The sequence below is a fragment of the uncultured Anaerovibrio sp. genome (genome assembly GCA_902786545.1).
Classification (GTDB): domain Bacteria; phylum Bacillota; class Negativicutes; order Selenomonadales; family Selenomonadaceae; genus Anaerovibrio.
This window is the reverse complement of record CADACU010000026.1, coordinates 1-23,617: the sequence shown is the minus strand read 5'-3', so window position 1 is coordinate 23,617 and position 23,617 is coordinate 1. Positions and strand designations below refer to the sequence as shown.

General features: G+C 47.6%; 20 protein-coding genes and 1 pseudogene. 19 read left to right on the top strand and 2 right to left on the bottom strand.

What is annotated here, in order from left to right; genetic code table 11:
- Positions 1 to 291 precede the first annotated feature (291 nt).
- Both QZV24_RS06575 and QZV24_RS06570 read left to right on the top strand, forming a co-directional pair.
- Positions 292 to 1,389 (top strand): HlyD family secretion protein, encoded by a 1,098-nt coding sequence (locus QZV24_RS06575; protein WP_294521802.1) that lies wholly within the window; start codon positions 292 to 294, stop codon positions 1,387 to 1,389.
- Entirely contained in the window at positions 1,386 to 2,489 is a 1,104-nt protein-coding gene (locus QZV24_RS06570; protein WP_294521799.1) for an ABC transporter permease, read from the top strand. Before QZV24_RS06575 ends, QZV24_RS06570 begins: the two co-directional genes overlap by 4 nt.
- 148 nt (positions 2,490 to 2,637) lie before the next feature.
- Here QZV24_RS06570 and QZV24_RS06565 read toward each other — a convergent pair whose 3' ends face one another.
- Positions 2,638 to 3,981, bottom strand: coding sequence for an anaerobic C4-dicarboxylate transporter (locus tag QZV24_RS06565; RefSeq protein WP_294521796.1), 1,344 nt, complete (start codon positions 3,979 to 3,981; stop codon positions 2,638 to 2,640).
- 316 nt (positions 3,982 to 4,297) lie between these two features.
- Here QZV24_RS06565 and QZV24_RS06560 point away from each other — a divergent pair, with 316 nt between their 5' ends.
- The 3 genes from QZV24_RS06560 (at position 4,298) to QZV24_RS06550 (ending at position 7,072) form a co-directional block, all read left to right on the top strand.
- Positions 4,298 to 5,296, top strand: coding sequence for an ABC transporter substrate-binding protein (locus QZV24_RS06560; RefSeq protein ID WP_294521793.1), 999 nt, complete (start codon positions 4,298 to 4,300; stop codon positions 5,294 to 5,296).
- A gap of 104 nt (positions 5,297 to 5,400) precedes the next feature.
- A complete protein-coding gene (locus QZV24_RS06555; RefSeq protein WP_290657490.1) occupies positions 5,401 to 6,291 on the top strand; it encodes an ABC transporter permease in 891 nt (296 codons plus the stop codon).
- Positions 6,278 to 7,072, top strand: coding sequence for an ABC transporter ATP-binding protein (locus QZV24_RS06550; RefSeq protein WP_290657489.1), 795 nt, complete (start codon positions 6,278 to 6,280; stop codon positions 7,070 to 7,072). The genes QZV24_RS06555 and QZV24_RS06550 overlap by 14 nt, the downstream gene beginning before the upstream one ends.
- A 48-nt stretch (positions 7,073 to 7,120) precedes the next feature.
- Here the strand turns inward: QZV24_RS06550 and QZV24_RS06545 are convergent, their stop codons facing one another.
- A complete protein-coding gene (locus QZV24_RS06545; protein WP_294521789.1) occupies positions 7,121 to 8,089 on the bottom strand; it encodes an asparaginase in 969 nt (322 codons plus the stop codon).
- 280 nt (positions 8,090 to 8,369) lie between these two features.
- On the opposite strand from QZV24_RS06545, the gene QZV24_RS06540 reads away from it, so the two are divergent.
- The 14 genes and pseudogenes from QZV24_RS06540 to QZV24_RS06475 all read left to right on the top strand — a co-directional run.
- Entirely contained in the window at positions 8,370 to 10,508 is a 2,139-nt protein-coding gene (locus QZV24_RS06540) for a chemotaxis protein CheA (RefSeq protein WP_294521786.1), read from the top strand.
- A 14-nt stretch (positions 10,509 to 10,522) separates the two neighbouring features.
- Positions 10,523 to 11,041, top strand: coding sequence for a chemotaxis protein CheW (locus QZV24_RS06535; RefSeq protein WP_290657483.1), 519 nt, complete (start codon positions 10,523 to 10,525; stop codon positions 11,039 to 11,041).
- 70 nt (positions 11,042 to 11,111) lie between these two features.
- A complete protein-coding gene (locus tag QZV24_RS06530) occupies positions 11,112 to 12,401 on the top strand; it encodes a methyl-accepting chemotaxis protein (protein ID WP_294521777.1) in 1,290 nt (429 codons plus the stop codon).
- 24 nt (positions 12,402 to 12,425) lie between these two features.
- Complete coding sequence (locus QZV24_RS06525) at positions 12,426 to 13,256, top strand: protein-glutamate O-methyltransferase CheR (RefSeq protein ID WP_294521772.1); 831 nt, start codon at positions 12,426 to 12,428, stop codon at positions 13,254 to 13,256.
- Positions 13,253 to 14,554, top strand: coding sequence for a chemotaxis-specific protein-glutamate methyltransferase CheB (cheB, locus tag QZV24_RS06520; RefSeq protein WP_294521769.1), 1,302 nt, complete (start codon positions 13,253 to 13,255; stop codon positions 14,552 to 14,554). The genes QZV24_RS06525 and cheB overlap by 4 nt, the downstream gene beginning before the upstream one ends.
- Positions 14,555 to 14,569: 15 nt before the next feature.
- Complete coding sequence (locus QZV24_RS06515) at positions 14,570 to 16,303, top strand: PAS domain-containing sensor histidine kinase (RefSeq protein ID WP_294521766.1); 1,734 nt, start codon at positions 14,570 to 14,572, stop codon at positions 16,301 to 16,303.
- A gap of 14 nt (positions 16,304 to 16,317) precedes the next feature.
- Positions 16,318 to 16,734: a response regulator gene (locus QZV24_RS06510; protein ID WP_294521765.1), complete on the top strand. Its 417-nt coding sequence runs from the start codon at positions 16,318 to 16,320 to the stop codon at positions 16,732 to 16,734.
- Positions 16,735 to 16,754: 20 nt separating this feature from the next.
- Complete coding sequence (aroB, locus tag QZV24_RS06505) at positions 16,755 to 17,840, top strand: 3-dehydroquinate synthase (protein WP_294521764.1); 1,086 nt, start codon at positions 16,755 to 16,757, stop codon at positions 17,838 to 17,840.
- A gap of 197 nt (positions 17,841 to 18,037) precedes the next feature.
- Complete coding sequence (rplS, locus tag QZV24_RS06500; RefSeq protein ID WP_290657471.1) at positions 18,038 to 18,379, top strand: 50S ribosomal protein L19; 342 nt, start codon at positions 18,038 to 18,040, stop codon at positions 18,377 to 18,379.
- Between the two features lie 63 nt (positions 18,380 to 18,442).
- Positions 18,443 to 18,964 (top strand): signal peptidase I, encoded by a 522-nt coding sequence (gene lepB / locus QZV24_RS06495; protein ID WP_294521759.1) that lies wholly within the window; start codon positions 18,443 to 18,445, stop codon positions 18,962 to 18,964.
- 111 nt (positions 18,965 to 19,075) lie between these two features.
- Positions 19,076 to 20,443 (top strand): tetratricopeptide repeat protein, encoded by a 1,368-nt coding sequence (locus tag QZV24_RS06490; RefSeq protein WP_294521757.1) that lies wholly within the window; start codon positions 19,076 to 19,078, stop codon positions 20,441 to 20,443.
- Positions 20,444 to 20,624: 181 nt separating this feature from the next.
- On the top strand, positions 20,625 to 20,882 hold the full coding sequence (locus QZV24_RS06485) for a hypothetical protein (protein WP_290657467.1): 258 nt from the start codon (positions 20,625 to 20,627) through the stop codon (positions 20,880 to 20,882).
- 5 nt (positions 20,883 to 20,887) lie between these two features.
- Positions 20,888 to 21,082 carry a YjfB family protein gene (locus QZV24_RS06480; protein WP_290657466.1) on the top strand — a complete coding sequence of 65 codons (195 nt, stop codon included), beginning with the start codon at positions 20,888 to 20,890 and terminating at the stop codon, positions 21,080 to 21,082.
- Positions 21,083 to 21,949: 867 nt separating this feature from the next.
- A pseudogene (locus tag QZV24_RS06475) lies at positions 21,950 to 23,617 on the top strand (hypothetical protein); the annotation flags it as partial.

Genomic DNA, 23,617 nt, shown 5'->3' with positions numbered 1-23,617 from the left:
AAGGGCATAGAAAAGAAGCCGCATTGTGATGCCCTTATCAAGGAAGTTATTGAGCTGGTGGAGAAGTACATTTGATTTTTTAGGATATTTTTTAGGATAAATAGCCTTGACTTTTTCAAAAAATTTTCGTACTATAACCAAGACTTAAATAAATATTGCACTTGAGTGCGTCGCCCATTTATGGGAAATATCGCCGGCTGATACATGCCAGGTGACTACAGGGACGGGAGTTGTAGTCACTAGAGGGGAATGTATCGGCTGGTTTTTGTTTGCAAAAAAATGGAGGACAGAATGGATAAAAAAATTAGGGCCAAGAAATTTGGTATAATCTTTGCGGTGGTAATCGTGGTGGCAGGACTGTTATTGATGTACACAGGGAATGATGCCCTGGTGTTGGCCACTGAAAAAAAGGAAGGGATACTTACTGCCGAGCAAATCAAGCTCTCCTTTGAAAATGTAAGTGGCAGGTTGGTAAAGGAATCCGTTAAAGAGGCCCAGCAGGTGAAAAAGGGTGATGTTTTGATGGTACTTGACAGCACTGATGTGGATTTGTCTATTGCCAAGCTGGAAGCCCAGATAAATCAGATGAAGGCCCAGATTAAGTCCGCCGGTGGCGGTGTGAATATTGCCAGGTCGCAGGCTGATACTGACGAACAGCAAAGCTTTCGCCAAATAGACCAGCAACGGGCTGCAGTGGAGGCAGCTCAGGCCAATTATAACAATGTGAATCTCGACTATGAGCGCAAGCAACAGCTCTATGAGGCAGGGGCTATTTCCCGCTCGGCTCTGGATGCAGCACAAACATCCTTGCAGGTGTCAGCGGCTAATGTTGACCAGCAAAAGCAGCTGTTAAGCAAATTGTTGGGGGGAACAGTGGATACCGGTGATACCGATTCATTGGATTTGCCGACCATTGCCCTTCAGCGTCAGTCAGCGGCCAATAAAATGAACGATGTGGAGGCCTTGAATCAGCAGCTTCGGGCCTTGGAGGTTCAGCTGAAGGAACTGAAGGTAAAAAAAGAGCGCCTGACTCTCCGCGCTCCTGAAGATGGCAAAATCATAAAGATTTTAGCCAAGGAAGGGGAAATGATCGCCCCAAACACGCCGGTACTGCTCATGGAAAGCAGCCGTTATTATTTTGATATATATGTAAGTGAGGAGAACATAGAAAAATATAAGGAAGGAGACGAAATAGAAGCTGTTTCGGTGGCCGGACATAAAAAAGCCCGGGGGACCATTCGGTTGCTGACCCAGGCACCTGGCTTTGCAGATTTGCGTATGACCAGAGAAAAAGGACAGGCGGATCTCACTTCCTTCCAGATGCGAATTTATCTGGACCCTGCCGATGGAATAATTCCAGGGATGACGATGGGAGTGAAGCTGAAATGAAGGCCTTTCGGGATGAAGTAAAGCATCTTCTTAGCGGCAACGGTATGCCCTATGAGAAGGTTTCCATAATGGTGTCTTTGGTTATTACAGTTATTTTTAGTGTTATGCTGGGATTAAACTATGCCAAGGATACACCGATTACGGTAATAGATTTGGATAATTCCCACTACAGCCACGAAATAATAAACTATTTGAATAATTCCCAGATGTTGTCTGTTACGGCGGTGGTCAATACACCGGCTGAGCCAAACGCACTGATGTACCGTGACAAGGCGTATGCCGTAGTATATCTGCCCCAGGGCTTGGAGAAAAACCACTATAATGGCGAAAGTGCAGATATAGGAGTGTTTTACGATAACACCAGTTCATCGGCATTGAGTGGCGTGCGGGAAGCCCTGAATGAAATAATTGCTGATATAAACAATCCGTCACTGGGGACTGGCGATACCATACGGGGCGGCACAAGGCTGGTTTCCCGTTCCCTGTTCAATCCGGCAGATTCAGCCAGTAATGGTGAGGTTACAGGTTTTTTGATATTTTTTTCCAGTATGTTTTTTGCCTTTGCCACATTGGGGATGATACCACGGCTCAGAATGGAGGGGAAGATGGACCTTCATTTAAAGTCAGGTACAGCCTATGACTTGATAGAACGCATATTGCCATATTGTGCCTGCTGGCTTATTGCTAATTTTATCGGTTTGGTTGTACTGCGTTTTTGGGGTGATATTAACTTTTCGGGAAATATTATCTTATATTTTGCGGTACAGGCTATGTATATTGTTATGCTGGGGATGGTGTCGGTGATAATGGGGTGGTCGGCAGCGAATCCCGGGGCTGCATCCAGCCGGATGATTCTCTTTGTTCCGGGCGGCTTTATTCTGGGGGGATATGGCGTGCCCATGACTATGATGCCGGAATGGGTTCATTGGGTGAACCAGATTTTTCCGTTGACCTGGGAGTTTAAATTTATCCGTGATATTGTGTTTCGGGGAGCGGGTTTTTTTGATTGTGCGGTGACTCTGGGACAATTTCTGATTTATATTGTTATAGTGTGGATTATTTTTGCCAGAAAGTTCGATCAGGAACAAATGGCACAATAACAAATGAAAAGGTCACTGACTCTATATGAGCCGGTGACCTTTATTTATTAGGATGTTTTTTGTTTAGGAAATTTTCGTAAAATGAGACTTACTCAGTTGGGGCTTTAAAATTCAACTGAATGTAGTCGAATGAAGCCCAGGGGAAAGCTTATATAATGGCGTGTGCAATAACATAGCCAACGCAACAGCCGGTGATAACTCCGATGAGCCCCGGTATCATAAAGCTGTGGTTTAAAATGTATTTGCCGATTTTGGTGGTGCCGGACCGGTCGAAGCCGATGCAGGCCAAATCAGATGGATAGGTTGGAAGGAAGAAGTAACCATAGCAGGCCGATATGAAGGATAAAATCAATACCGGTTCAATGCCAGCCCCCAGGGCCAGTGGCACAACAACAGCTATGGCCGCCGCCTGGGAATTCACCAGTTTGGAGGTGAAGAAGGCGATTATGGCGTAAGCCCATGGATAAACTCCCACAGCTGATATCAACACACCCTTTAAGAAGTCCATATGATGGGAAAATAAAGTGTTGGCCGTCCAGGCCACACCGTAAACGGATACCAAGGCCACCATACCAGCCCGGAAAACATTGGAATCAGCTACTTTCTTGGCATCCACCTTGCAGAAGAACAATATCATGGATGCAATGCACAGCATAACCATTTGAATAACCAGTGTCATGGAAACCGGCTTTGGCGGCTTGCCGACTCCGGCGGAAAAGTGTGGCAGATAATCCGGCAGATTACCCATAAGAGCAATCACAAGAATACCGACAACGAAAATACCTACGGCAATGTAATTGGACCGAGGCAGCTCTTTGTCCAATAATGACTCAGTTGATCCGTAAACATACTTGCGCTGTTCCGGGTCAGCAATCAAGGCCTGAAATTCCGGGTCGTTTTCCAGCTCTTTGCCCCTGCGCATGGACCAGATGGCTGCGGCCAACACACCAAAGAAGGTGGAAGGGATGGAAATCATCAAAACCTTGGCAATGCTTATGTCATACCCAGCCACTGTTATAAAGCTGACGATTGATACAATAGCCACCGATACCGGCGAACCGCAGATACCCATCTGGGCTGCGACAGAGGAGACAGCCATTGGCCGCTCTGGTCGAATGTTTTGTTTGATGGCTACATCATAAATAATAGGGAACATGGTGTAGCATACATGACCGGTGCCGCACAGCACAGTCAAAAACCAGGTGGTAATAGGAGCCAAAATAGTTACATATTTTGGATTTTTCCGCAAAATCATTTCGGCGTACTTCAGCAGCACTGTCAAACCACCGGAGGTCTGTAGAAAGGCTGCACAGGTTACAACCGCCAAAATGGTTAGCATAACATCGTTTGGTGGTACCCCCGGCTTGTAACCAAAGCCAAAAACATAGACTACCAGACCCAGGCCGCTGACCGCTGCCAGACCAAGGCCACCAAACCGTACACCAACGATAAGGCATAGTAGAAAAACAATGAAGCCTAAAGTAATTTCCATAAACAATCCCCCTAAAAATGTACGAAAATTATTTCAACAGCATTTTTAATCCTATGTCTATTAAGGTGTATATTCGCCATTGGCGATTTGTTTCCTGCAAAAATTAAAAACTATTAACCGAAGAACGAAAATATTTTTGTATTTTCAGCGTGAACATAGTTTATTTTTTTGAAACAATCATGTATAATATTGTCATGTTTGTAAGGAAAAATAACGATACAACCTACTGAGGATGGCAGAGTGTTGCTTGTTTTTTCGTGCAGACATAGTGTAAAGATATACACGGAGATATTATATTTGCTAGGAGTGATAATGCATGATGTTTTCCAAGAAAATGAAAATGGCAGCGTTGGGATTGGCTGCGGTTATGTCCTTTAGCCTGCTGGCTGGCTGCGGTTCCCAGAACAAATCCGGGGCTGACAAGAAGTATAATGTTGGTGTAGTTCAGCTGGTGGAGCATGACGCATTGGATGCGGCCAACAAAGGATTTGTGGACGCCCTGAAGGAGCGGGGCTTTGAGGTAGGCAAGAATCTCACCATCGATAACCAGAACGCCCAGGCTGATCAGTCCAATTTACAGAATATCGGTCAGCGATTTGTAACCAACAAGGTGGATTTGATTTATGCTATTGCTACTCCGGCTGCCCAGACAGTGGCTAACCTTACCAAGGATATTCCTATCGTAGGCTGTGCCATTACTGACTATGAGGCAGCCAAGCTGGTTAAGTCCAACAAGGCCCCGGGCGGCAATGTGACCGGTGCCAGCGATATGAACCCTATCAAGGAGCAGATTGACCTGCTCATCAAGCTTTGTCCGAATGCCAAGACTATCGGTTGTGTATATACCTCCAGTGAGGTTAATTCCGAGATTCAGTACAAGGTTATGAAGGAATACGCCGAGTCCAAGGGGCTGAAGGTAGAGGCGGCCACCATTTCCACTGTTAATGATATTCAGCAGGCAGTACAGAGCCTTACTGGTAAAGTAGATGCCTTTTATGTTCCTACTGATAATGTAATCGCTTCGGCCATGCCAACCCTGATTTCTGTTACAGAGGCCGCCAAGAAGCCGGTTATCTGTGGTGAGTCCAATATGGTTAAGGCCGGTGGTTTGGCCACTTATGGTATTGATTACTACCAGCTGGGACGCCAGGCCGGTATGATGGCTGCTGATATTCTGGAAGGCAAAGCTAAGCCGGCAAATATGGAAATTCAGTCCGCCAAGAATCTGAAGGCGGCGGTAAACAAGAAGAACGCTGCTAAGCTTGGCATCACCATTCCGGAAGATGTATTGAAAAATGCAGATATAATAGAGTAATTTTGCTCTGGACAGTATAAAATTACAGGTAACTCCAGGCATAAAGAATCAGTGTACTGACGAATGTGCCTGGAGTTTTCATGTATCGAATTGAGGTTTTTGCTTTGGATTTAATTATTCCTACTATATCCCAGGGGCTGTTGTGGTCCCTGATGGCAATTGGTGTCTATATTACTTTTCGGGTATTGGATATTGCTGATTTGACCGTTGAGGGCAGCTTTCCTTTGGGAGCGGCCACGGCAGCAGCTTGCCTTTTGGCTGGCTGGAGTCCGATTCCGGCTATGCTGGCGGCGGGTTTTGCCGGTATGCTTAGCGGGGTGGTCACTGGTATTCTCTGTACGAAGCTGAAAATACCGGCTCTTTTGGCGGGGATTTTGACCATGATTGCCCTTTATTCCGTTAATCTGCATGTAATGGGAAAGGCAAATTTGTCCCTGTTGCAGATAGATACTATTTTTTCGCTCTATGCCATACCGGATTTTTCCGCATCGCAAATGATTTTGGTGGTGGGAGCTATTGTAGTGGTTCTCACCGGAGTGTTGTGTTATTGGTTCTTCGGTACGGAAATCGGTGCGGCCATCCGGGCCACTGGCTGCAACCCACATATGATCAGGGCCAATGGTATCAATACTGATGTCACTATTATTTTGGGACTGTTGATTTCCAATGCACTGGTAGCCTTTTCCGGGGCTCTGGTGGCCCAGGCCAACGGCTTTGCTGATGTGGGGATGGGCGTAGGTACCATCGTTATTGGTTTGGCATCGGTTATAATCGGTGAGGTGCTGTTTGGTACCCGCAGCTTTAAGAATTGCCTAATTTCAGTTATTTTAGGCTCCATCGTGTATAGGGCGGTTATTGCCATTGTTTTGCAGATGGGTATGCCACCAAACGACCTGAAGCTCTTTACGGCTATTTTGGTTGCCATTGCGCTTTCCATGCCGCTGTTCCAGGCCAAGTTCAAGAAGAGAAAGGCGGGTCAGTATGTTAAAGATTGAGAATATTTCCAAGACCTTTAATCCCAAGACCATCACCGAAAAAATAGCCCTTAGGGGTGTGTCTCTTCACTTGGAACCAGGGGATTTTGTTACAGTAATAGGCGGTAATGGAGCGGGCAAATCTACTTTGATGAATGCCATCGCCGGCACTTTTCGGGTGGATACCGGCAAGATAACCATTGATGGGCAGGATATCACCAAGCTGCCGGAGCACAAACGGGCCAAGTACATTGGTCGGGTATTTCAGGACCCGATGATGGGGACTGCGGCCAATATGCAGATAGAGGAAAATATGGCCATTGCTTCCCGGCGGGGACGGATACCAACCTTGAGATGGAGTTCGGCAGAGGAAAAACGGGAATATATCCGGGAACAGCTCCGGACATTGAATTTGGGGCTGGAGGATAGACTGGAGTCCAAGGTGGGGCTACTGTCCGGTGGTCAGCGTCAGGCCTTGACCCTGCTGATGGCCACCTTGGTGGAACCAAAGCTGCTGCTGTTGGATGAGCATACGGCGGCTTTGGACCCAAAGACAGCGGCTCAGGTGTTGGCTTTGACCAATGATATCGTCAACAAGCGCAAGCTGACCACCCTGATGATTACCCATAATATGCGGGATGCGCTGGCCTGCGGCAATCGCCTCATCATGATGCACGAGGGACGGATTCTCATTGATGTGCGGGGCGAGGAAAAGAAAAATTTAAAGGTAAAAGATCTGCTGGAGATGTTTGAAAAGGCTGCCGGCAGTGAGCTGAATTCCGATGCATTACTGTTGAGTTAAAAATTAAAAACTGCGCTGGAGCATATCACATGCCCAAGCGCAGTTTTTTTAAGCCTGTTTCCGGCCCAGTTCCAGCATCATTTTCACTATTAGGGCCTCGCTGGTGAGGGGACCGCCGGACTTTACACCGTGTTTCAGGGCGGTGACGCCCACTTCGTAGCGGTCCATATGAGTACCATCAAATACACACTGGGTGGTGGCTACAACCTGTACACCATGACTGATGGCATAGTCTATGCAGGGCAGGATGTTGCCAGGGGATTCTACTCCCGGAATGCCACCGGAGCCAAATACCTTCAGTACAATCCCTTGACAGCCAGCCTCAACCAAAAACTTGATATAATTTTTATCAAAGCCCGGAGTCAGCTCAATCATGACTACTTTTTTACTAAGCTGATCGTGGATAATTAAATCACCGGTTGCCGGCTTGGGAGCATGCTCCTTTAAATAGGCCTCGTAGTCCGGATTGAATTTCAGCTCACCCTGCTCTAGTACAGCCACTTCCGGTACATTTATGCTGTGAAACGCGTGAAAGTGTTCCGTATAAAGTTTTTTTGCTGCATTGCCCTGGATAAGCCGGCCGTAGAAGGTCAGATACACCCCGGGGCGCCCCTTGCTGGCGGCGGTAAAGGCGGTAATAAGGTTATCCGGCGCATCAGTACCATCCTCGGTAAGGGATAGCTGGGAACCAGTCAATACCACCGGCTTGTTGAGGTTTTCCAACATATAATATAAAGCGGCGGAGCTGTAGGCCATGGTATCAGTGCCGTGGCTGATTACAAATCCGTCATAAAGGTCATAATTGTTTTTTATGGTGCGGGCCATATCTATCCAGTGTTCAGGCTGGATATTGGTACTGTCCAGCTGCATCAGCTCCAAGGTGTCTATTTCGCAGATTGCCTTGAGGGCTGGTACCCGATCTATCAGACCCTGGCCGTCCAAGCCGGGCATCATTCCGTCCTCGGTTTGCACGGATGCGATGGTGCCACCGGTAGCGATAAGCAGTATTTTCTTCATAAATATTCTCCTTATAAATCAGAATTAAATAACTTTCTAACAATAAATTAGCGATTTATGAAAAAAATCCTGCCTGATGTGGAGCTTCTTTTTTAGCAAAATAATCTCATAAAGAAGGATTTATAGCATATTGTAGTGAATATTACAAAGAAGTTGAATTATGTCTTTTTGTCATTGGAACTGATAAATAATGATAAAACCTCATCCGTCGTCCTTTTATGGCTGATACCTTCTCTATGTGGAAGGTTAGAATAGACTTTCGTAGATGGGAGTGATGTGTATGGCAGAGCCTATGGTTGAAGTCTTCATATTTGAAACTAAGCAGTTCTTGGAGCAGCTGGAGCAGATTGCACTGGGCAGTGAGGAACAGGGTGGTTTCAGTGTGGATGATGTCAACGAAATATTCCGTGCCATGCATACAATTAAGGGCTCAGCGGCAATGATGATGTTCGACCAGGTATCGACACTGGCCCATTCAGTCGAGGATATTTTCTTTTATATCCGTGAATTAAAACCAGCCAAAGTAGATGCTACTGCAATAACGGATATTGTCCTTAATGCAGTGGATTTTATGCGCATTGAAATGGATAAGCTGGAGGCCGGTGGCACCCCGGATATGAGCAGTGAAGAGCTGCGGAATTATACCAAGGATTTTCTCCGCAATTTTAAGGTGGAAAATGGTCATGATCCGGATATTGACCTTAGAAAGGTAAAGAATGCCAAAAAGTCCGAAGACCAGGCAACTCCTGAGCCAGAGCCCCCGAAAAAGCAGTATTATATTGGAGCTGCCAAGCAACCGGCGCCGGTTCAGGAGGCACAAAGTGATGATGCTGTTCATGTGTACGAAGCCACCATTTTCTTTCAGCAGGGATGTGAAATGGAGGAGGTACGGGCCTTTGGGGTGGTAAATAATCTAAAGGAAAAGGTTATTGAGCTGCACCATTTGCCGGAAAAAATCCTGGAGGATGAGTCGGCCACCGATACTATACGCGATCTGGGCTTTAGATTGTTCTTCACCAGCAAGCTGAATATGGATGACATCAAGGCGGAACTTGATCAGACCATATTCCTTGATCATATGGAGCTAAAGGAGCTGGCCAGCACAGCGGAGTGTGAATATTGGCCGTCGCAGGAGACCATTGCCATTACTGCGTTGGAAAATTCCGAGCCGATTAAGCCGGATTTGCCGGCAGGGGTAGCCGGACCAGTGCGGCAAAAGCCACAGCCTAAGCCATCTACCGAAGGGGCCCAGATGATAACGGTGCGGGTGGACAAGCTGGATAAATTGATGGATTTGGTGGGGGAAATGGTTATAGCAGAAGCCATGGTGACCCAAAATCCGGATATTGCCGGTTTGGAGCTGGACAATTTTGCCAAGGCGGCCCGGCAGCTGCACAAGATAAATGGTGAGCTGCAGGACAGTGTTATGGCGCTTCGAATGGTACCGTTGGAAGGGACCTTTAAAAAGATGAACCGCATTGTCCGGGATATGACCAAAAAACTGGGCAAGAAAGCCCGCCTGGTGCTGGTGGGTGAATCCACTGAGGTGGACAAGAATATCAATGAACACATTTCTGATCCGCTGATGCACATTGTGCGAAATTCCGTTGACCATGGCATTGAAATGCCGGAGGTACGGGCTGAGGCCGGCAAGGATGAAACCGGAACAATTATATTGTCAGCGGAAAATGCCGGTGGCGAGGTTGTGCTTAAAATCAAGGACGATGGTGGAGGACTCAACAAGGAAAAAATTTTGGATCGGGCCCGTAAAAATGGCATTATCAACAAGCCGGAATCGGAGCTTACGGACCAGGAGATTTATTCATTTATTTTTGCACCGGGCTTTTCCACCAAGGAAAAGGTTACGGAGTTTTCCGGCCGGGGTGTGGGCATGGATGTGGTTGTGTCCAACATTAAGTCCTTGGGGGGCAAGGTCCTGGTGGACAGTGAACCGGGAATGGGCAGTACCACTACCATAAAAATACCGCTGACATTGGCCATCATTGAGGGGATGTCAGTGGCAGTAGGCGATGCCACCTTTACTGTACCAATAAATTATGTCAGTCGTTCTTTCCGGCCGGCCGAAGGGGAAATTTTCCGCGATCCGGATGGTTCGGAAATGATTATGGTGCAGGGGAATTGTTGTCCGGTAGTTCGTCTCTACGATGTATATTCTGTGCCGGGGGCGATAACGGACCCTACTGATGGCATATTGATGCTGCTGGAGGCCGGAGATACCTGCTTTGGTGTGATGGCAGACAAGCTGCTGGGGGTGCAGGAGATTGTGGTAAAGCCCGTGCCGAAGTATATCAGCCGGCGGGTAAAGACCACCGGTATCAGCGGCTGTACTCTGTTGGGGGATGGCAGTATCAGCCTTATTCTTGACCCACAGCAGGTGCACAACAATATCTTTGATTGATGGGAGGGATAATTGTGGATGATGAGAAGGTTTTTCAGGAGGAAGAGGATACTCAAAAGGATAAATATCTTACATTTTCCCTTGGCGAAGAAGTTTATGGCATTGATATAAAGGTTGTCATTGAGATTATCGGTATTCAAAAGATTACTGTGGTGCCGGAGGTGCCGGAATATGTCAGGGGCATTATCAATCTGCGGGGCAAGATTATCCCGGTGGTAGATATGCGCCTCAGATTCAAGCGTGATTTCCGTGAATACACGGACCGGACCTGTATAGTGGTCATTGAGGTAAACGGCGTTCTTATTGGCCTGATAGTAGATGGAGTATCCGAGGTATTGGATATCACTGAGAAAAATGTGGTGCCACCTCCTGATTTGAAGGCATCCCAGAACAAATATATTCGGGGAATTGGCAAAACCGAGGAGGGGGTTGTATTACTGCTGGACTGGATGAAGCTGTTCAGTGAGGATGATCAGGAAATGTTTGATGAGATGAATGCAGATACTGCGGAAAATCGGGAAGCTGCTGAATAACATATGGGTTCCCATAAACAAGGACAGTGGGGAGATTGTCCGGGTTTAAGGAACAAGGAGTGTAAGCGTTATGATGTTTTTTAAAAATTTGAAAATCGGCGCGAAACTAATCGCTCTAGTAGTTTTTCTTGAACTGATAATTGTCGCTGTGGCTGGGCACGGAATTTATATGCTTGCCAAATCCGGTGCAGATTACAGCAAGGAAGAAACAAGTGCCTTTATCGCCATTGTAGCGATAGTGATTTTGATTTCAATGGCTTTGGGAGTAGCCTTTTCCCGGGATTTGTCCCAACGGCTTACGGAATTGGGAACTGCTGCCGGTCGAATTGCTGATGGTGATTTATCCACGGAAGTAAAAACCAGTACCGGAGACGAGCTGGGCGATGCCGCTGCCAGTTTTGAAATAATGCGTCAGCGGGTACACGAATCCGTTTCAGATATTCATAATGCGGCAGACCAGGTAGCTGCCGGGGCCAAAAATGTCTCGGATGCCAGTTTGGCCCTCTCCCAGGGGGCAACGGAACAGGCGGCGTCGGTGCAGGAGCTCTCGGCGTCTATTACGGAGATTGCATCCCAGACCGCCAGCAATGCCGAAAATGCCAACCGGGCCAATGAGTTGTCCGTGAAGGCCCGTCAGCAGGCGGCGGCAGGCAATGAGGATATGCAGGAAATGCTCAGTGCTATGGAGGAAATAAATAATTCTTCCAATAATATTTCCAAGATTATCAAGGTTATTGATGAAATTGCCTTTCAAACCAATATTTTGGCTCTTAATGCCGCGGTGGAAGCCGCCCGGGCCGGTCAACACGGCAAAGGCTTTGCCGTAGTGGCGGAGGAGGTTCGCAATCTGGCGGCCAGAAGTGCCAAAGCGGCCCGAGAAACCACTGATATGATTGAAGGTTCCATTGATAAGGTCAATGTTGGCCGAAATATTGCCAATAAGACAGCTGAAGCCCTTGGTCAGATTGTGGGTGATGTGGCAGATGTGGCTGAAATTGTCAGCAGTATTGCCAAGGCTTCCGCCGAACAGCGTATGGCGATTGACCAGATAAATCAAGGTGTGCAACAGGTATCACAGGTTGTTCAGTCCAACTCCGCCACCTCCCAGCAGGCGGCTTCAGCCAGTCAGCAGCTTAGTGCTCAGGCGGACCGGATGCGGGAGACTGTCAACAAGTTTAAACTGGCCCGGAGTGTGCTGAATTTCCGTTCCGTAGCTATCCCGAAAGCCAGTGCTGTACAGGAAAAGGTGGAAAAACCGGATCTCAACCAATCCATGGGCCCGGTTATCAAACCAGCCCCTCCGGGAGTAAAGCCAAAGACCATTGCCCTTACTGATGAGGAAGGGTTTGGCAAATACTAGTATATACAGAAAGATATCAAAAATATGAAGCAGTCAACATTCCAGCAATTTTCGGCCCTGGTACAACAGAATTTTGGTATTCAGCTGCCACCGGCGAAGCAGGCTTTGCTGGAGAGTCGCTTGTTTAAGTTGATGAACGATAATTCCGGCCAGCCGGAGCTGGCCAGTGAGGAAGCTTTTCTGGACTATGTAAAAAGGGATACCACTGGCAAGGCGTTGGCTATGCTGGCGGAGGCCATTACTACTCACCATACATTCTTTATGCGGGAAGCGGACCATTTTACCTTTTATGGGCAACAGGTGCTGCCCTACTTGGAGAGTACCATTGGAGATGGCGATGTCCGGACTTGGTGTGCCGCATCATCTACTGGTGAGGAAGCGTATATTCTGGCCATGCTATTGGAGGATTATTTCGGTTTGAAGGGTCCCCAGTGGGAAACGACCCTTTTGGCGACCGACTTGTCCCGGGATGTTCTGGAAAAGGGTAAAAATGGACTTTACCCCCGGGAATCTGTGCAGACTTTGCCGGCCCATTGGCAGACCAGATATTTTCAGCCAGCAGCCAATGGCTACTGTCAGGTAGTGGACAGCCTTCGGCGCAAGGTTTTGTTTCGACAGTTCAACCTTATAAATCCCACATTTCCTTTTAAAAAGCCTTTTCATGTGATTTTTTGCCGAAATGTGATGATTTATTTTGATGGGCCGACCAGGGCGGCACTGGTTCAGCGGTTTGCCGATTTTTTGGAGCCGGGTGGTTTTTTGTTTATTGGTCATTCTGAGGTTATTGATCGGCAGGCCCACGATTTTGAATATGTTATGCCGTCAATTTATCGAAAGAAGGGAGCGTTCACATGAGTGAATTGAAAATTCTGATAGTGGATGATTCCCTGTTTTTTAGGGAAGTACTGGCCCGGGGCCTGAATGCAAATCTGTCTGGTGCCGTGCAGATTGAAAAGGCAGGTGACCCATTCGAGGCCCGGGATAAAATATTGTCCTTTGATCCGGATGTTATGATTTTGGATGTGGAAATGCCAAAAATGAATGGCATTGAGTTTTTGCGCCGTCTGGTAGTGCAGTACGCCTTGCCGACAGTGGTGCTTAGCTCCCGGCCGGCCTATAAAAATCTGGCTTTGGAGGTGGGGGCCTTTTCCTTTGTGGAAAAACCGTCAACCACCTTGGGCAGCGGTGATTTTATGAAAGTGGTGGCCGATGAGGTGCAAAAGGCCAAGGATAATGCTGAACAGCTTATAAAGGATATGCAGAAAAAAGCGGCTGAGACTGATATTAACCGACCAGCTCCCGTGGTGCCACCGGCCCCGATGGCTCCTCCGGTTACACCGCAATCCATTGTCCAGTCGGCCAAAAAGCTGGAAAACTCTACCATAGTTTATTCACCCATATCGACTCAGGCCGGCAATGGTGAATTAAAGGGCAATCCGGCCATTGTAAAAAGTAATCTAAGCAAGGTAATGGCCAATATGAAGATAATGGCGGAGGCAGTCCGGGATATTAAAAAGCAGTCCGGGCGTCCTGAGCCGGTGCCAATCAGCATGGACCAGGTGAAAATACCGGTGCCGCCCCGCAAGGTGGAGCTTATCGCCATAGGTGCATCCACCGGTGGTACGGAAGCCTTGTCGCAAATTTTAAAGGCACTTCGACCTCCTTTGCCGCCTATTGTTATAGTACAGCATATTCCACCTATGTTTTCCCGGTTGTTTTCCGAACGGCTGAACAACGAGTGCGAAATAAGAGTAAAGGAAGCAGCCGATAATGACCGGCTGGAGCCGAATTGTGCCTATGTGGCACCCGGTGAAAGACAGATGCGGGTGAAAAATACGGGAGGGATATTCACCTTGGATGTTAATCCGGGCCCTAAATACGGTGGCCATTGCCCTTCAGTGGATGTTCTGTTTGAGTCGGTGGCTGACAATATTGGGGACCGGGCTATGGGGGTTATTCTCACCGGTATGGGCGAGGATGGCGCCAAGATGATGTTGAAAATGCGTCAAAGAGGCTGTGTTACCATTGGTCAGGATGAGGCCAGCGCAGTAGTATATGGTATGCCTCGGGTGGCTTTCGAGCTGGGCGCTGTAATGCAGCAGGTACCATTGAGTGGTATGGCGACGGTTATAACCACCATTGCCAGACAGTAGTGAGGAGGGTAAGAAATGCTAAATAATTCAAATGTAGTTGTGGATTATAATACTCTCCATAAATTGATGGGCAGCGTAGGGGATGGTTTTCTGATGACCGATGTGGCCGGAAAAATCGTTTTTATGAATAAGGCTGCCGAGGACTTATTTGAGTATCATTACGCCCCTGGAACTGATATACCGGTCACCGATGTAGTTCGGCTGGAAAATGTGGAAACACGGGAGAAAATAATCAGCCCGATTATTTGTGCCATGCGCACCAAAAAAAGTCAGGGCCTGTCCAAAAATATTGGTTTTGTCCGCTCGGATGGCTCGGTGTATCTATCGGCGACTTGTTCACCAATGCTTGATGATGAAGGACAGGTTACCGGCTGTACGGCGATTTTCCGTGATGTTACCCGGATGCGAATGCTGGAGCGGAAGGTGGAAACGGACCATTATTATATGCGTTCGGTCTTTGAGGCCGCTAAAATTGGTATATGTACCCTAAATGTTCGGGGGGAGCTGACGGATATAAATGAACCGGCCCTGGAGACCTTGTCCCAGGAATATACGGATGTTATTGGCAAACAGTTCGGCGATGCCATTCACTGTGTCAACAGTATTCCGTATGGTTGTGGTCGGTCCGATCGATGCAAATTCTGTGTTATAAGAAACAATATTGAAGCAGCGGTATTGGATGACTCCTTTACAGTGGATTTTGTAGTAGCTGTCCAGACCAAGTGGTTGGAGGAGCCAATCTGGCTGCAGATGTTTTTGATGCAGGTGTGGGACGGTGCCCAGAAACAGATTGTCCTTACCTTGCTGAATATTTCCAAGCGGAAACAAAAGGAGCACGAGCTGGTGGAAGCTCGCCGGCATGCGGAGGTGGCCAGCAATACCAAGACCCAGTTTTTAGCCAATATGAGCCACGAAATCCGCACACCGATAAATGGTATGTCGGGGATGATAGATTTGACTTTGCGGACCCCGTTGACCGATGAGCAACGGGAAAATCTTTATGCGGCCAAACAATGCTCAGATGACTTGCTGCGGATAATCAATGATATTCTGGATTATGCCAAGCTGGAAAGCGGCAAGATGAAGTTGGAAAATATCGATATTGATTTCCATGAACTGCTAAATCGGGTCAGCAATCTGCACGCCCAGATGGCCGAAAGCAAGGGGTTGTTCTTCAAGCGGCCGCAAATCGAAGGATTGCCGCCATTTGTCCGGGGTGATCCTCTTAGAATACGGCAGATTTTACATAATCTCCTGACCAATGCTCTGAAATTTACCTTTAAAGGCGGGGTAACCTTGGGAGTTAGTATATTTACCCGGCAGTCGCAGGATTATTTGGAATTCTTTGTGGAGGATACCGGTATAGGTATGTCCATGGAGGAACAGGTCAAGCTGTTCAAGCCTTTTAGTCAGGGGGATGGTTCTACCACAAGGCGATTCGGTGGGACCGGTCTCGGGCTGATGATTGTCAAGGAGCTGGTGTCCAGCATGGGAGGCGAAATAAGTGTATCTTCCAGAGAAAACAAGGGTAGCCGATTTACCTTTATTTTGCCGCTGATATTGGCAGAAAAGGCTGATGTGGAACTAAAAAACAAAGCGGTGTATATGAATCCTCACCGGCCAACCTTCAATGATGCAGGAGACATTGGGTTTACATCCACACCGATGCAGGAGGATGACGACCAAAATGATAATGACAATGACATTATGGATTTGCTAAAATATTGTGAGGAAAAACTGAACAATTAGGGAGGGGTAATGCTATGAAAATATTGATTGCGGAAGATGACAGAATAAGCCGCTCATTCCTGCAGAAATTTATGGCCAATTATGGCGAAGTAGAAGTTGCAGTGGATGGTATGGATGCCATCGATTTGTATATGGACGCTATCAAAGATAAAGAGCCCTTTGATTTGCTTTGTCTTGATATAATGATGCCAAAGGTGGACGGATTGAAGGTTTTAAAGGTAATCCGTCAGTTGGAAACTCAGAATAAGCAGGCTGCTGACAGTCGGCTGAAAATTATTATGATGACGGCTCTGGCTGATATTGGCTATGTGGATGAAGCCTTTCGGTTGGGCTGTGATGCGTATGCATCCAAGCCGGTGGATACGGAAAAGGTGGAGGAGGCCATGAAGAATTTGGGCTTATTGCCACCTGGGGAAAAGAAGGAAGAATAAAATAGGAGTTAGGCGTTTTTATGAGTGTTGTACCGGTTGAGCTGGGGGAAAATAGCTACAATATATATATAGAAAATGACCTTGGCGGAAAAATAATCGATTTTTGCGAGAAAAATAATTTTTCAAAGAAGACCCTTATTATAACGGATAGTAATGTAGGGCCACTATACGGTGAAGTTTTGAAGGGAATGCTGAAAAAAGGGGGCTTGGAGCCGGAAATAGCCCAGGTAGAGGCTGGTGAAAGTGCCAAATCCCTGCAATCCTTTGAAGCTTTGTTGACCAGATGTATTGAATTGGGACTTGACCGCAAGTCGCCGGTTTTTGCTCTGGGTGGCGGTGTGGTTGGTGATTTGGCTGGCTTTGTGGCGGCTTCCTATATGCGGGGGGTGCCCTTTGTTCAAGTACCTACCAGTTTGCTGGCCCAGGTGGATTCCAGTGTGGGGGGCAAGGTGGCAGTAAATCACCCATTGGGGAAAAACCTCATTGGTGCCTTCTATCAGCCAAAGGCAGTATTTATGAACCTTGATTGGCTGGCAACCCTGCCGAAGCGGGAAATATATACCGGGCTTGGGGAAATAATTAAATATGGCATTATATATGATAAAGAGTTTTTTGTTTTTTTGGAAAATAATACGAACAAGGTTTTATCACTGGACAATGATGCAGTGATCTATATGACGGCCCGGTCCTGTGAAATAAAGGCTCAAGTGGTTGGTCTGGATGAAAAGGAAGCAGGGCTGCGGGCAATACTGAATTTTGGTCACACCATGGCCCATGCTGTGGAAAAAAATACTAATTACAACCGCTACAATCATGGTGAAGCAGTGGCCATTGGGATGGTCTGCGCCGCCCATATCAGTTTGTCACTGGGGCTTATTGAAAAGCCGACATTTAACCGGGTGGAGGGCTTAATAAGGAAATTGCAGCTGCCGGTGGTAGCCGAAGGCTGTGATATAGACACATTGTATGAAGCCATTTTCCATGACAAGAAAACGGTCAATGGACAGGTGAAGTGGGTACTGATGGATGGTGAAATAGGTAAGGTAACCTTAAAGAAGGATGTACCGGAAAGTATTGTAAAAGATGCCATGAGATATTGCTTGTAAAATGAGACTTATTCAATTGGAGCTTTAAACTCCCACTGAATGTAGTCGAATATAGCTCAGGGTAAAAAAAAGAAAAAAATCCTTGCCATTAAAAAAATATCGTGATAATATATTAGGGTATGTGAGTGGTCCTCTGGACAAGGCTATATTATAAATTCAACACTTGCCACGAACACTTAGTTAGAGGAGGATATACAATGAACATTATTCAGGAATTAGAGAAAGAGCAGCTCAGAAACGATATCCCGGCTTTCCAGCAGGGTGATACTGTCCGTTGCCATGTAAAGGTAGTGGAGGGTTCCCGTGAGCGTATCCAGGTTTTCGAGGGTGTAGTTATTGCCCGTTCTGGTTCTGGCGTTCGTGAGACCTTTACTGTTCGCCGTATTGCCAGCGGTGTTGGCGTAGAGCGTACTTTCCCAGTACACTCCCCAAGACTTGAGAAAATCGAAGTTAAGCGTCGCGGTGTAGTTCGTCGTGCGAAGCTTTACTATCTCCGCAATCTCACTGGTAAGGCTGCCCGTATTCGTGAGAAGCGCTAATTGCAGAATTGAAAAAGGGACTGTTATTTCAGTCCCTTTTCTTTTTAGTAGGGGTGATTTAGCATGAGTCAGCTTGGTTCAGAAATCAAGGACTGGGTTATTTCAATAGTAGTGGCGGTTGCATTGGCTATGTTTATCCGCACCTTTATCGTGGAGCTGTATCTGGTGGATGGTCCATCTATGATGCCAACCCTGGAGCATCAGCAGCGGTTGGTGGTAAATAAGTTTATTTACCGGGTGCGTCCGCCGGAAAAGGGCGAAATCCTTATTTTCCAATATCCAAAGGACAAAAGCCGGGACTTTATTAAGCGGGTTATAGCTGTACCTGGGGATACCATTGAAATTAAGGACCATAATGTATATGTAAATGGTGAGCTGCAGAACGAGGATTACATCCTCAGCAAATGCCGCAGCGATTATCCAAAGACCACTATTCCGGAAGGCCATGTTTTTGTGATGGGGGATAATCGGAATAATTCGGAGGACAGCCGGTTCCCGGATGTGGGGTTTGTACCATACGATTTGCTGAAAGGAAAGGCAATGCTGGTCTTCTGGCCATTGTCTGACAGTAAGACCCTGCCATAATGGTTAGGTGTATTCAGGAGGGAGAAAACAATCTCTCTCCTTTTTAATTTGTAAGATAAACAGCAAAATGGTACAATACAGGGGTATGATTTAGGAAAAGGGGTATACATTATGAATATATCTAAAAAAATCGCCAAAAAAATTGCTGTTCCATTTATGGTAATGTCTTTGCTGGCAGTTCCTTCCATGACTTTTGCCGCAGAGGATTTTTCCGGTCTTACCGAAGCCCAGATATATGAGCTGGGCAATACCTTTGTTGATAAGCATGATTATAACAAGGCCATAGAAGCCTATAACCGTATACTGGAAAACAACAGTGGCTGGGCCGTGGTATATACCAAACGGGCCAAGGCCAATTTCTTGTTGGGAAATAGGGACGAAGCCACGAAGGATATGGAAACGGCCATGTCTCTGGACAGCAGTTTGCCGGATATATATTGTGTAAAGGGGAATATGCTGTATCTGGACAATGATTTTGCCGGGGCGGAGGCACAGCTCAACAAGGCATTGGAACTCAAGCCGGATTATGTGGAAGCATTGACCCTGCGGGGCAAGCTCTACAGTGATATGAACCGGTTGACTGATGCTATTGCTGACCTCAGTCAGGCCCTGACCATTGCTCCATCAGCAGTTACTTATGTAAACCGGGCTATCGTTTTTGAGAAGGTGCCGGATATTTCTTCAGCAAATATTGACTACAACAAGGCTATTGATCTGGATGCAACTTATGCACCGGCCTATATTAACCGAGGCATGATCAGCTATTATCAGCGGAAATTCAAGGCGGCCCTCGGTGACTTTGAACTGGCCATCAAATATGATCCAAACAATGCCAATGCGTACACTAACCGGGGCTCGGTATATCTAATTGAAGAAGATTATGAGAGTGCCAAAAATGATTTTGATAAGGCTATTGAAATTGACCCGGCTGCGGCTATGGCCTATAATGGCCGAGGATTGGTAAATCAGAAGACCGGCCGCTATAGTGACGCACTCCATGATTTTGACAAATGCATAGAACTGGCCCCTAAATACGAGTATGGTTACCAAAACCGGGCCCTGCTCCTAAGGGAAATCGGAGTGCCGGAAAAAGCACTGCCGGATTTGGATAAATTGATTGGAATGTATCCAAAGGATGGCTATGCTTATTCAGCCAAGGGATGTATTTATCTGGAGCTGGAGCAGTATGAAAAAGCTTTGACAGAATTTACCAAGGCGGTGGAGCTGGACAATACCAAGGCTGATTATATTTTCAACAAAGCTGTGGCTGAATCCTATTTGAAGAAGAACAAGGAAGCTGTAGAGGATTTTACGGCAACCCTGAAACTCAATGACCAGTATGTGGACGCTTATCTGTACCGGGGGATTGTGTATGCCGATATGGGGATGAAAACGGAAGCTGGTCGGGACTTTGACAAGGTGCTTTTGTTGGACCCGGAAAATGAACGGGCCAAGAAGGAAGTCAAAAAACTAAAATAGTAAACTGAATGTAGCCGATAAATCCTTGGCTTTACGGGTGCTTTGGTACCACATGAGATGTGGGAGCCTTAGCACCCGTTAGCATAGGGTAAGTTAAGTTTGCTAATCAAAATGACGATATAAAATATGATACAGTGACACTTGATTTAGGTGGTTGTATTTGTGGCAGGAGGAGCCGAATATGGACCCGCGAATGATAGGAACTTTTTTCCTTATTGCATCTTTGGTGGTATTTGGGTTAATCATCAAGGCGTATAAGGATTATGGAAAAACACGGATTTTTTACCGAAAAGCGGCGATTTTGTTTGCTGTTCTGACAGTACTTAATATTCTGGAAGCCCTGTATCGGGGTGGAGCGGATATTATGATGATAATGTGTACTGTACTTACATCAGTGGCTGCATCAGTTAATTGGCGTATTTACAAGAAAGGAGAGTGACTCTCATGGATTACATGAGCATTGCTGCGTTGTCAGTGGATATGGCTAATATGCAGACTGCCACTAAGCTGGATACAGCGGTACTAAAAATGGCAATGGACACTCAAACTATGGCCATGGATGGCATGATTGAAGCTATGGACTCTATTGATGTATCAGCTATGACTGGCGTTGGAGGCCTGCTGGATATTATGGCCTGATGATGTGCTTTGCTTTTGACCATTACCCTTTGGGGTAATGGTCTTTTTCTTTGCCCCAATCCAATTGGCCACTGCCCGCTCCGAAGGGCATTTGCGGCAATTCGCAGGTCCTGTTTAAGCCTTCTCCTCTGGAGAAGCACCTACAGGCACTAGGAGCAAAGCTCCGTCGGTGGTTGCATAGCAACCGAATGAGGTTTATTCCGAAGGGCAAGCCTTCCCCTATGGGGAAGGGGGACCGTCGAAGACGGTGGATGAGGTCCAACCCCGAAGGGCATTTGCTATAATAACGCGGGTCCTGCCATGGAATGTAGTATTCAGCCAAGCCCTGCGGAAAACATTTTCGGCTTCATTGCTGCGTCCGAAAGTGTGGCGTTTCTCATTGCATTCTTTCCAGTGAACAACACTAAATTCAATCTGCGCATTATGCTTGATTTCATTAAGTGTTGCAGGCACGAAATCATCATGCAAGATGGTTTCGACTTTTCGAAGGCGGCGGAGCCGCTCCTCCACTAGGCGCAAATAGGTGTACTGCCCATGATGAGCCCGCCGGCGGCCGGACTCCGCTGCTTGCAGGCGAAAAGTTTCCCTCCGGTCCATTAGTATAGAAACTGTATATAGGCTAGTGCCGATACTAAATTGGGAGGGTCCCCTCATCCGTAAATTTAATTAGGAAAGGCACCTTGGCTCCCCTTGGGGGAGCTGGCATCTTTAGATGCCTGAGGGGGTAATTTCATCACTTTTTGGAAAAATCCATCACTTTTTGTTTTGGTATTGACTTTGGAAAATTTTTTATTTACATTTTTTAGTGGGATATAATTTTTAAAATTTTCTAACAATATATAAATGTAATTTTAGAGAGGGAAAAATATGAAACGGACTTCAAAGAAATCATGGAATCTGCAAAAGAAACTGGCGGTAGCCATGTCACTGGTAAACGCCCTGAACACCACCGCTCCGGTGGCATTGCCCTATGTGAATGTAGCCAGGGATATGAAGGCCCCGGGGGGCCAGGTCCAGGGCCTTACCGAGGCCTTTGCGGCCCATCTCTATTCCACTGCCCAGGCACAGGAGTATAATGTGCCAGACGGAAGTACTACCTCTGTCTCGGTGGAGACCATGTCTGAAAACGATACAATGAATGTCAGCAGTGGCGGCACGGGCACCGTCACCACCATGAACAGCGGCGAGCAGATTGTCAACGACGGCGGCACGGGCACCGTCACCACCATGAGCAGCGGCTTGCAGGAGGTCTCCGGCGGCGGCATGGGCACCGTCACCACCATGAGCGGCGGCGATCAGATTATCCACAACGGCGGTAGTGGCACGGTCACCACCATGAGTGACGGCAGGCAGAGCGTCTACGGCACGGGCACGATCTCCACCATGAGCAGCGGTGCGCAGAATGTGGGAGTCGGCGGCACGGGCACCGTCACCACCATGAGTGACGGTCAGCAGCTCGTCAACGTCAGTGGCACGGGCACGGTGGAGACCATGAACGGCGGCCAGCAGAACGTCAAAAGCGGCGGCAGGGGCACGGTCACCACCATGAACAGTGGCGGTACGCAGATCGTCCAAAGCGGCGGCAGGGGCACGGTCACCACCATGAGCAGCGGCACCCAGACCGTCAACGACGGCGGTACGGGCACGGTCGCCACCATGAGCAGCGGTACGCAGGACGTCTGGGGCACGGGCACGGTCACCACCATGAACAGCGGCGGTACACAGATCGTCAACGCCAACGGCACGGGTAAGGTTACTACCATGTCCGGCGGTACGCAGGAAGTCAAAAGTGACGGCAACGGCACGATCGAGTCTCTGCATAGTGGCTTCCAGCTCGTCTACGAAGGCGGCACGGGTACAGTCACGAACCTCAACAGAGGCGGCACGCAGGCAATCGCGTATGGAGGCACTTCACTGGACACGACCATCAACAGTGGAGGCAAACAGCAAGCCAACCCGACCGCCGTCTTGGCTGGCAAGCAGACCGTCAACTCAGGTGGCGTTGCTTCTGGCGGGTTTCTTTCTGGTATGCAAATTGTCCATAGTGGTGGTACGACTAATGACGTTAATATTGCCTCAACCGGTGTAGTGGAAATCCACGGCGGAGCAAAAATCAATGGCTTCACGCATTACGACGGTTATACCGCATACCAAGTAGACGGCGGCACCCTGCGGCTGGTGGATGGCGCGGGCGTTACGGGGCATACTGTCTCCAAAGGAACAATGGAAGTGGCCTCTGGGGGCACAGCGTCGGGCACGATTATTAGCAAAGATGGATACCAATACGGGATACAGAGAGTTCTTGCGGGTGCAACAACCACAGACACAATTATAAGCGGCGGTGCCCAGTACGTTGGCAGTGGCGTTGAAGCCACGGTTGCCCTCATGGACAGCGGCGGACAGATTGTCGAAAGCGGAGCCAAAGGCAACATCACATCCATCGGCGCACACGGCGGCGTACAGAACGTTAGCAGCGGCGGTACTGGCAACATCGCGACTATGGATAGCGAATACGGCTCGCAGGAAGTGAACGGG

Excerpts from the sequence above, each read along its gene's own strand:
- QZV24_RS06540 (WP_294521786.1), top strand. The coding sequence starts at position 8,370 with ATGGCAGAGCCTATGGTTGAAGTCTTCATATTTGAAACTAAGCAGTTC.
- QZV24_RS06545 (WP_294521789.1), bottom strand. The coding sequence starts at position 8,089 with ATGAAGAAAATACTGCTTATCGCTACCGGTGGCACCATCGCATCCGTG.
- cheB (WP_294521769.1), top strand. The coding sequence starts at position 13,253 with ATGAGTGAATTGAAAATTCTGATAGTGGATGATTCCCTGTTTTTTAGG.
- aroB (WP_294521764.1), top strand. The coding sequence starts at position 16,755 with ATGAGTGTTGTACCGGTTGAGCTGGGGGAAAATAGCTACAATATATAT.
- lepB (WP_294521759.1), top strand. The coding sequence starts at position 18,443 with ATGAGTCAGCTTGGTTCAGAAATCAAGGACTGGGTTATTTCAATAGTA.
- QZV24_RS06575 (WP_294521802.1), top strand. The coding sequence starts at position 292 with ATGGATAAAAAAATTAGGGCCAAGAAATTTGGTATAATCTTTGCGGTG.
- QZV24_RS06510 (WP_294521765.1), top strand. The coding sequence starts at position 16,318 with ATGAAAATATTGATTGCGGAAGATGACAGAATAAGCCGCTCATTCCTG.
- QZV24_RS06480 (WP_290657466.1), top strand. The coding sequence starts at position 20,888 with ATGGATTACATGAGCATTGCTGCGTTGTCAGTGGATATGGCTAATATG.
- QZV24_RS06565 (WP_294521796.1), bottom strand. The coding sequence starts at position 3,981 with ATGGAAATTACTTTAGGCTTCATTGTTTTTCTACTATGCCTTATCGTT.
- rplS (WP_290657471.1), top strand. The coding sequence starts at position 18,038 with ATGAACATTATTCAGGAATTAGAGAAAGAGCAGCTCAGAAACGATATC.
- QZV24_RS06485 (WP_290657467.1), top strand. The coding sequence starts at position 20,625 with ATGGACCCGCGAATGATAGGAACTTTTTTCCTTATTGCATCTTTGGTG.
- QZV24_RS06570 (WP_294521799.1), top strand. The coding sequence starts at position 1,386 with ATGAAGGCCTTTCGGGATGAAGTAAAGCATCTTCTTAGCGGCAACGGT.
- QZV24_RS06490 (WP_294521757.1), top strand. The coding sequence starts at position 19,076 with ATGAATATATCTAAAAAAATCGCCAAAAAAATTGCTGTTCCATTTATG.
- QZV24_RS06515 (WP_294521766.1), top strand. The coding sequence starts at position 14,570 with ATGCTAAATAATTCAAATGTAGTTGTGGATTATAATACTCTCCATAAA.
- QZV24_RS06530 (WP_294521777.1), top strand. The coding sequence starts at position 11,112 with ATGATGTTTTTTAAAAATTTGAAAATCGGCGCGAAACTAATCGCTCTA.
- QZV24_RS06560 (WP_294521793.1), top strand. The coding sequence starts at position 4,298 with ATGATGTTTTCCAAGAAAATGAAAATGGCAGCGTTGGGATTGGCTGCG.
- QZV24_RS06525 (WP_294521772.1), top strand. The coding sequence starts at position 12,426 with ATGAAGCAGTCAACATTCCAGCAATTTTCGGCCCTGGTACAACAGAAT.
- QZV24_RS06550 (WP_290657489.1), top strand. The coding sequence starts at position 6,278 with ATGTTAAAGATTGAGAATATTTCCAAGACCTTTAATCCCAAGACCATC.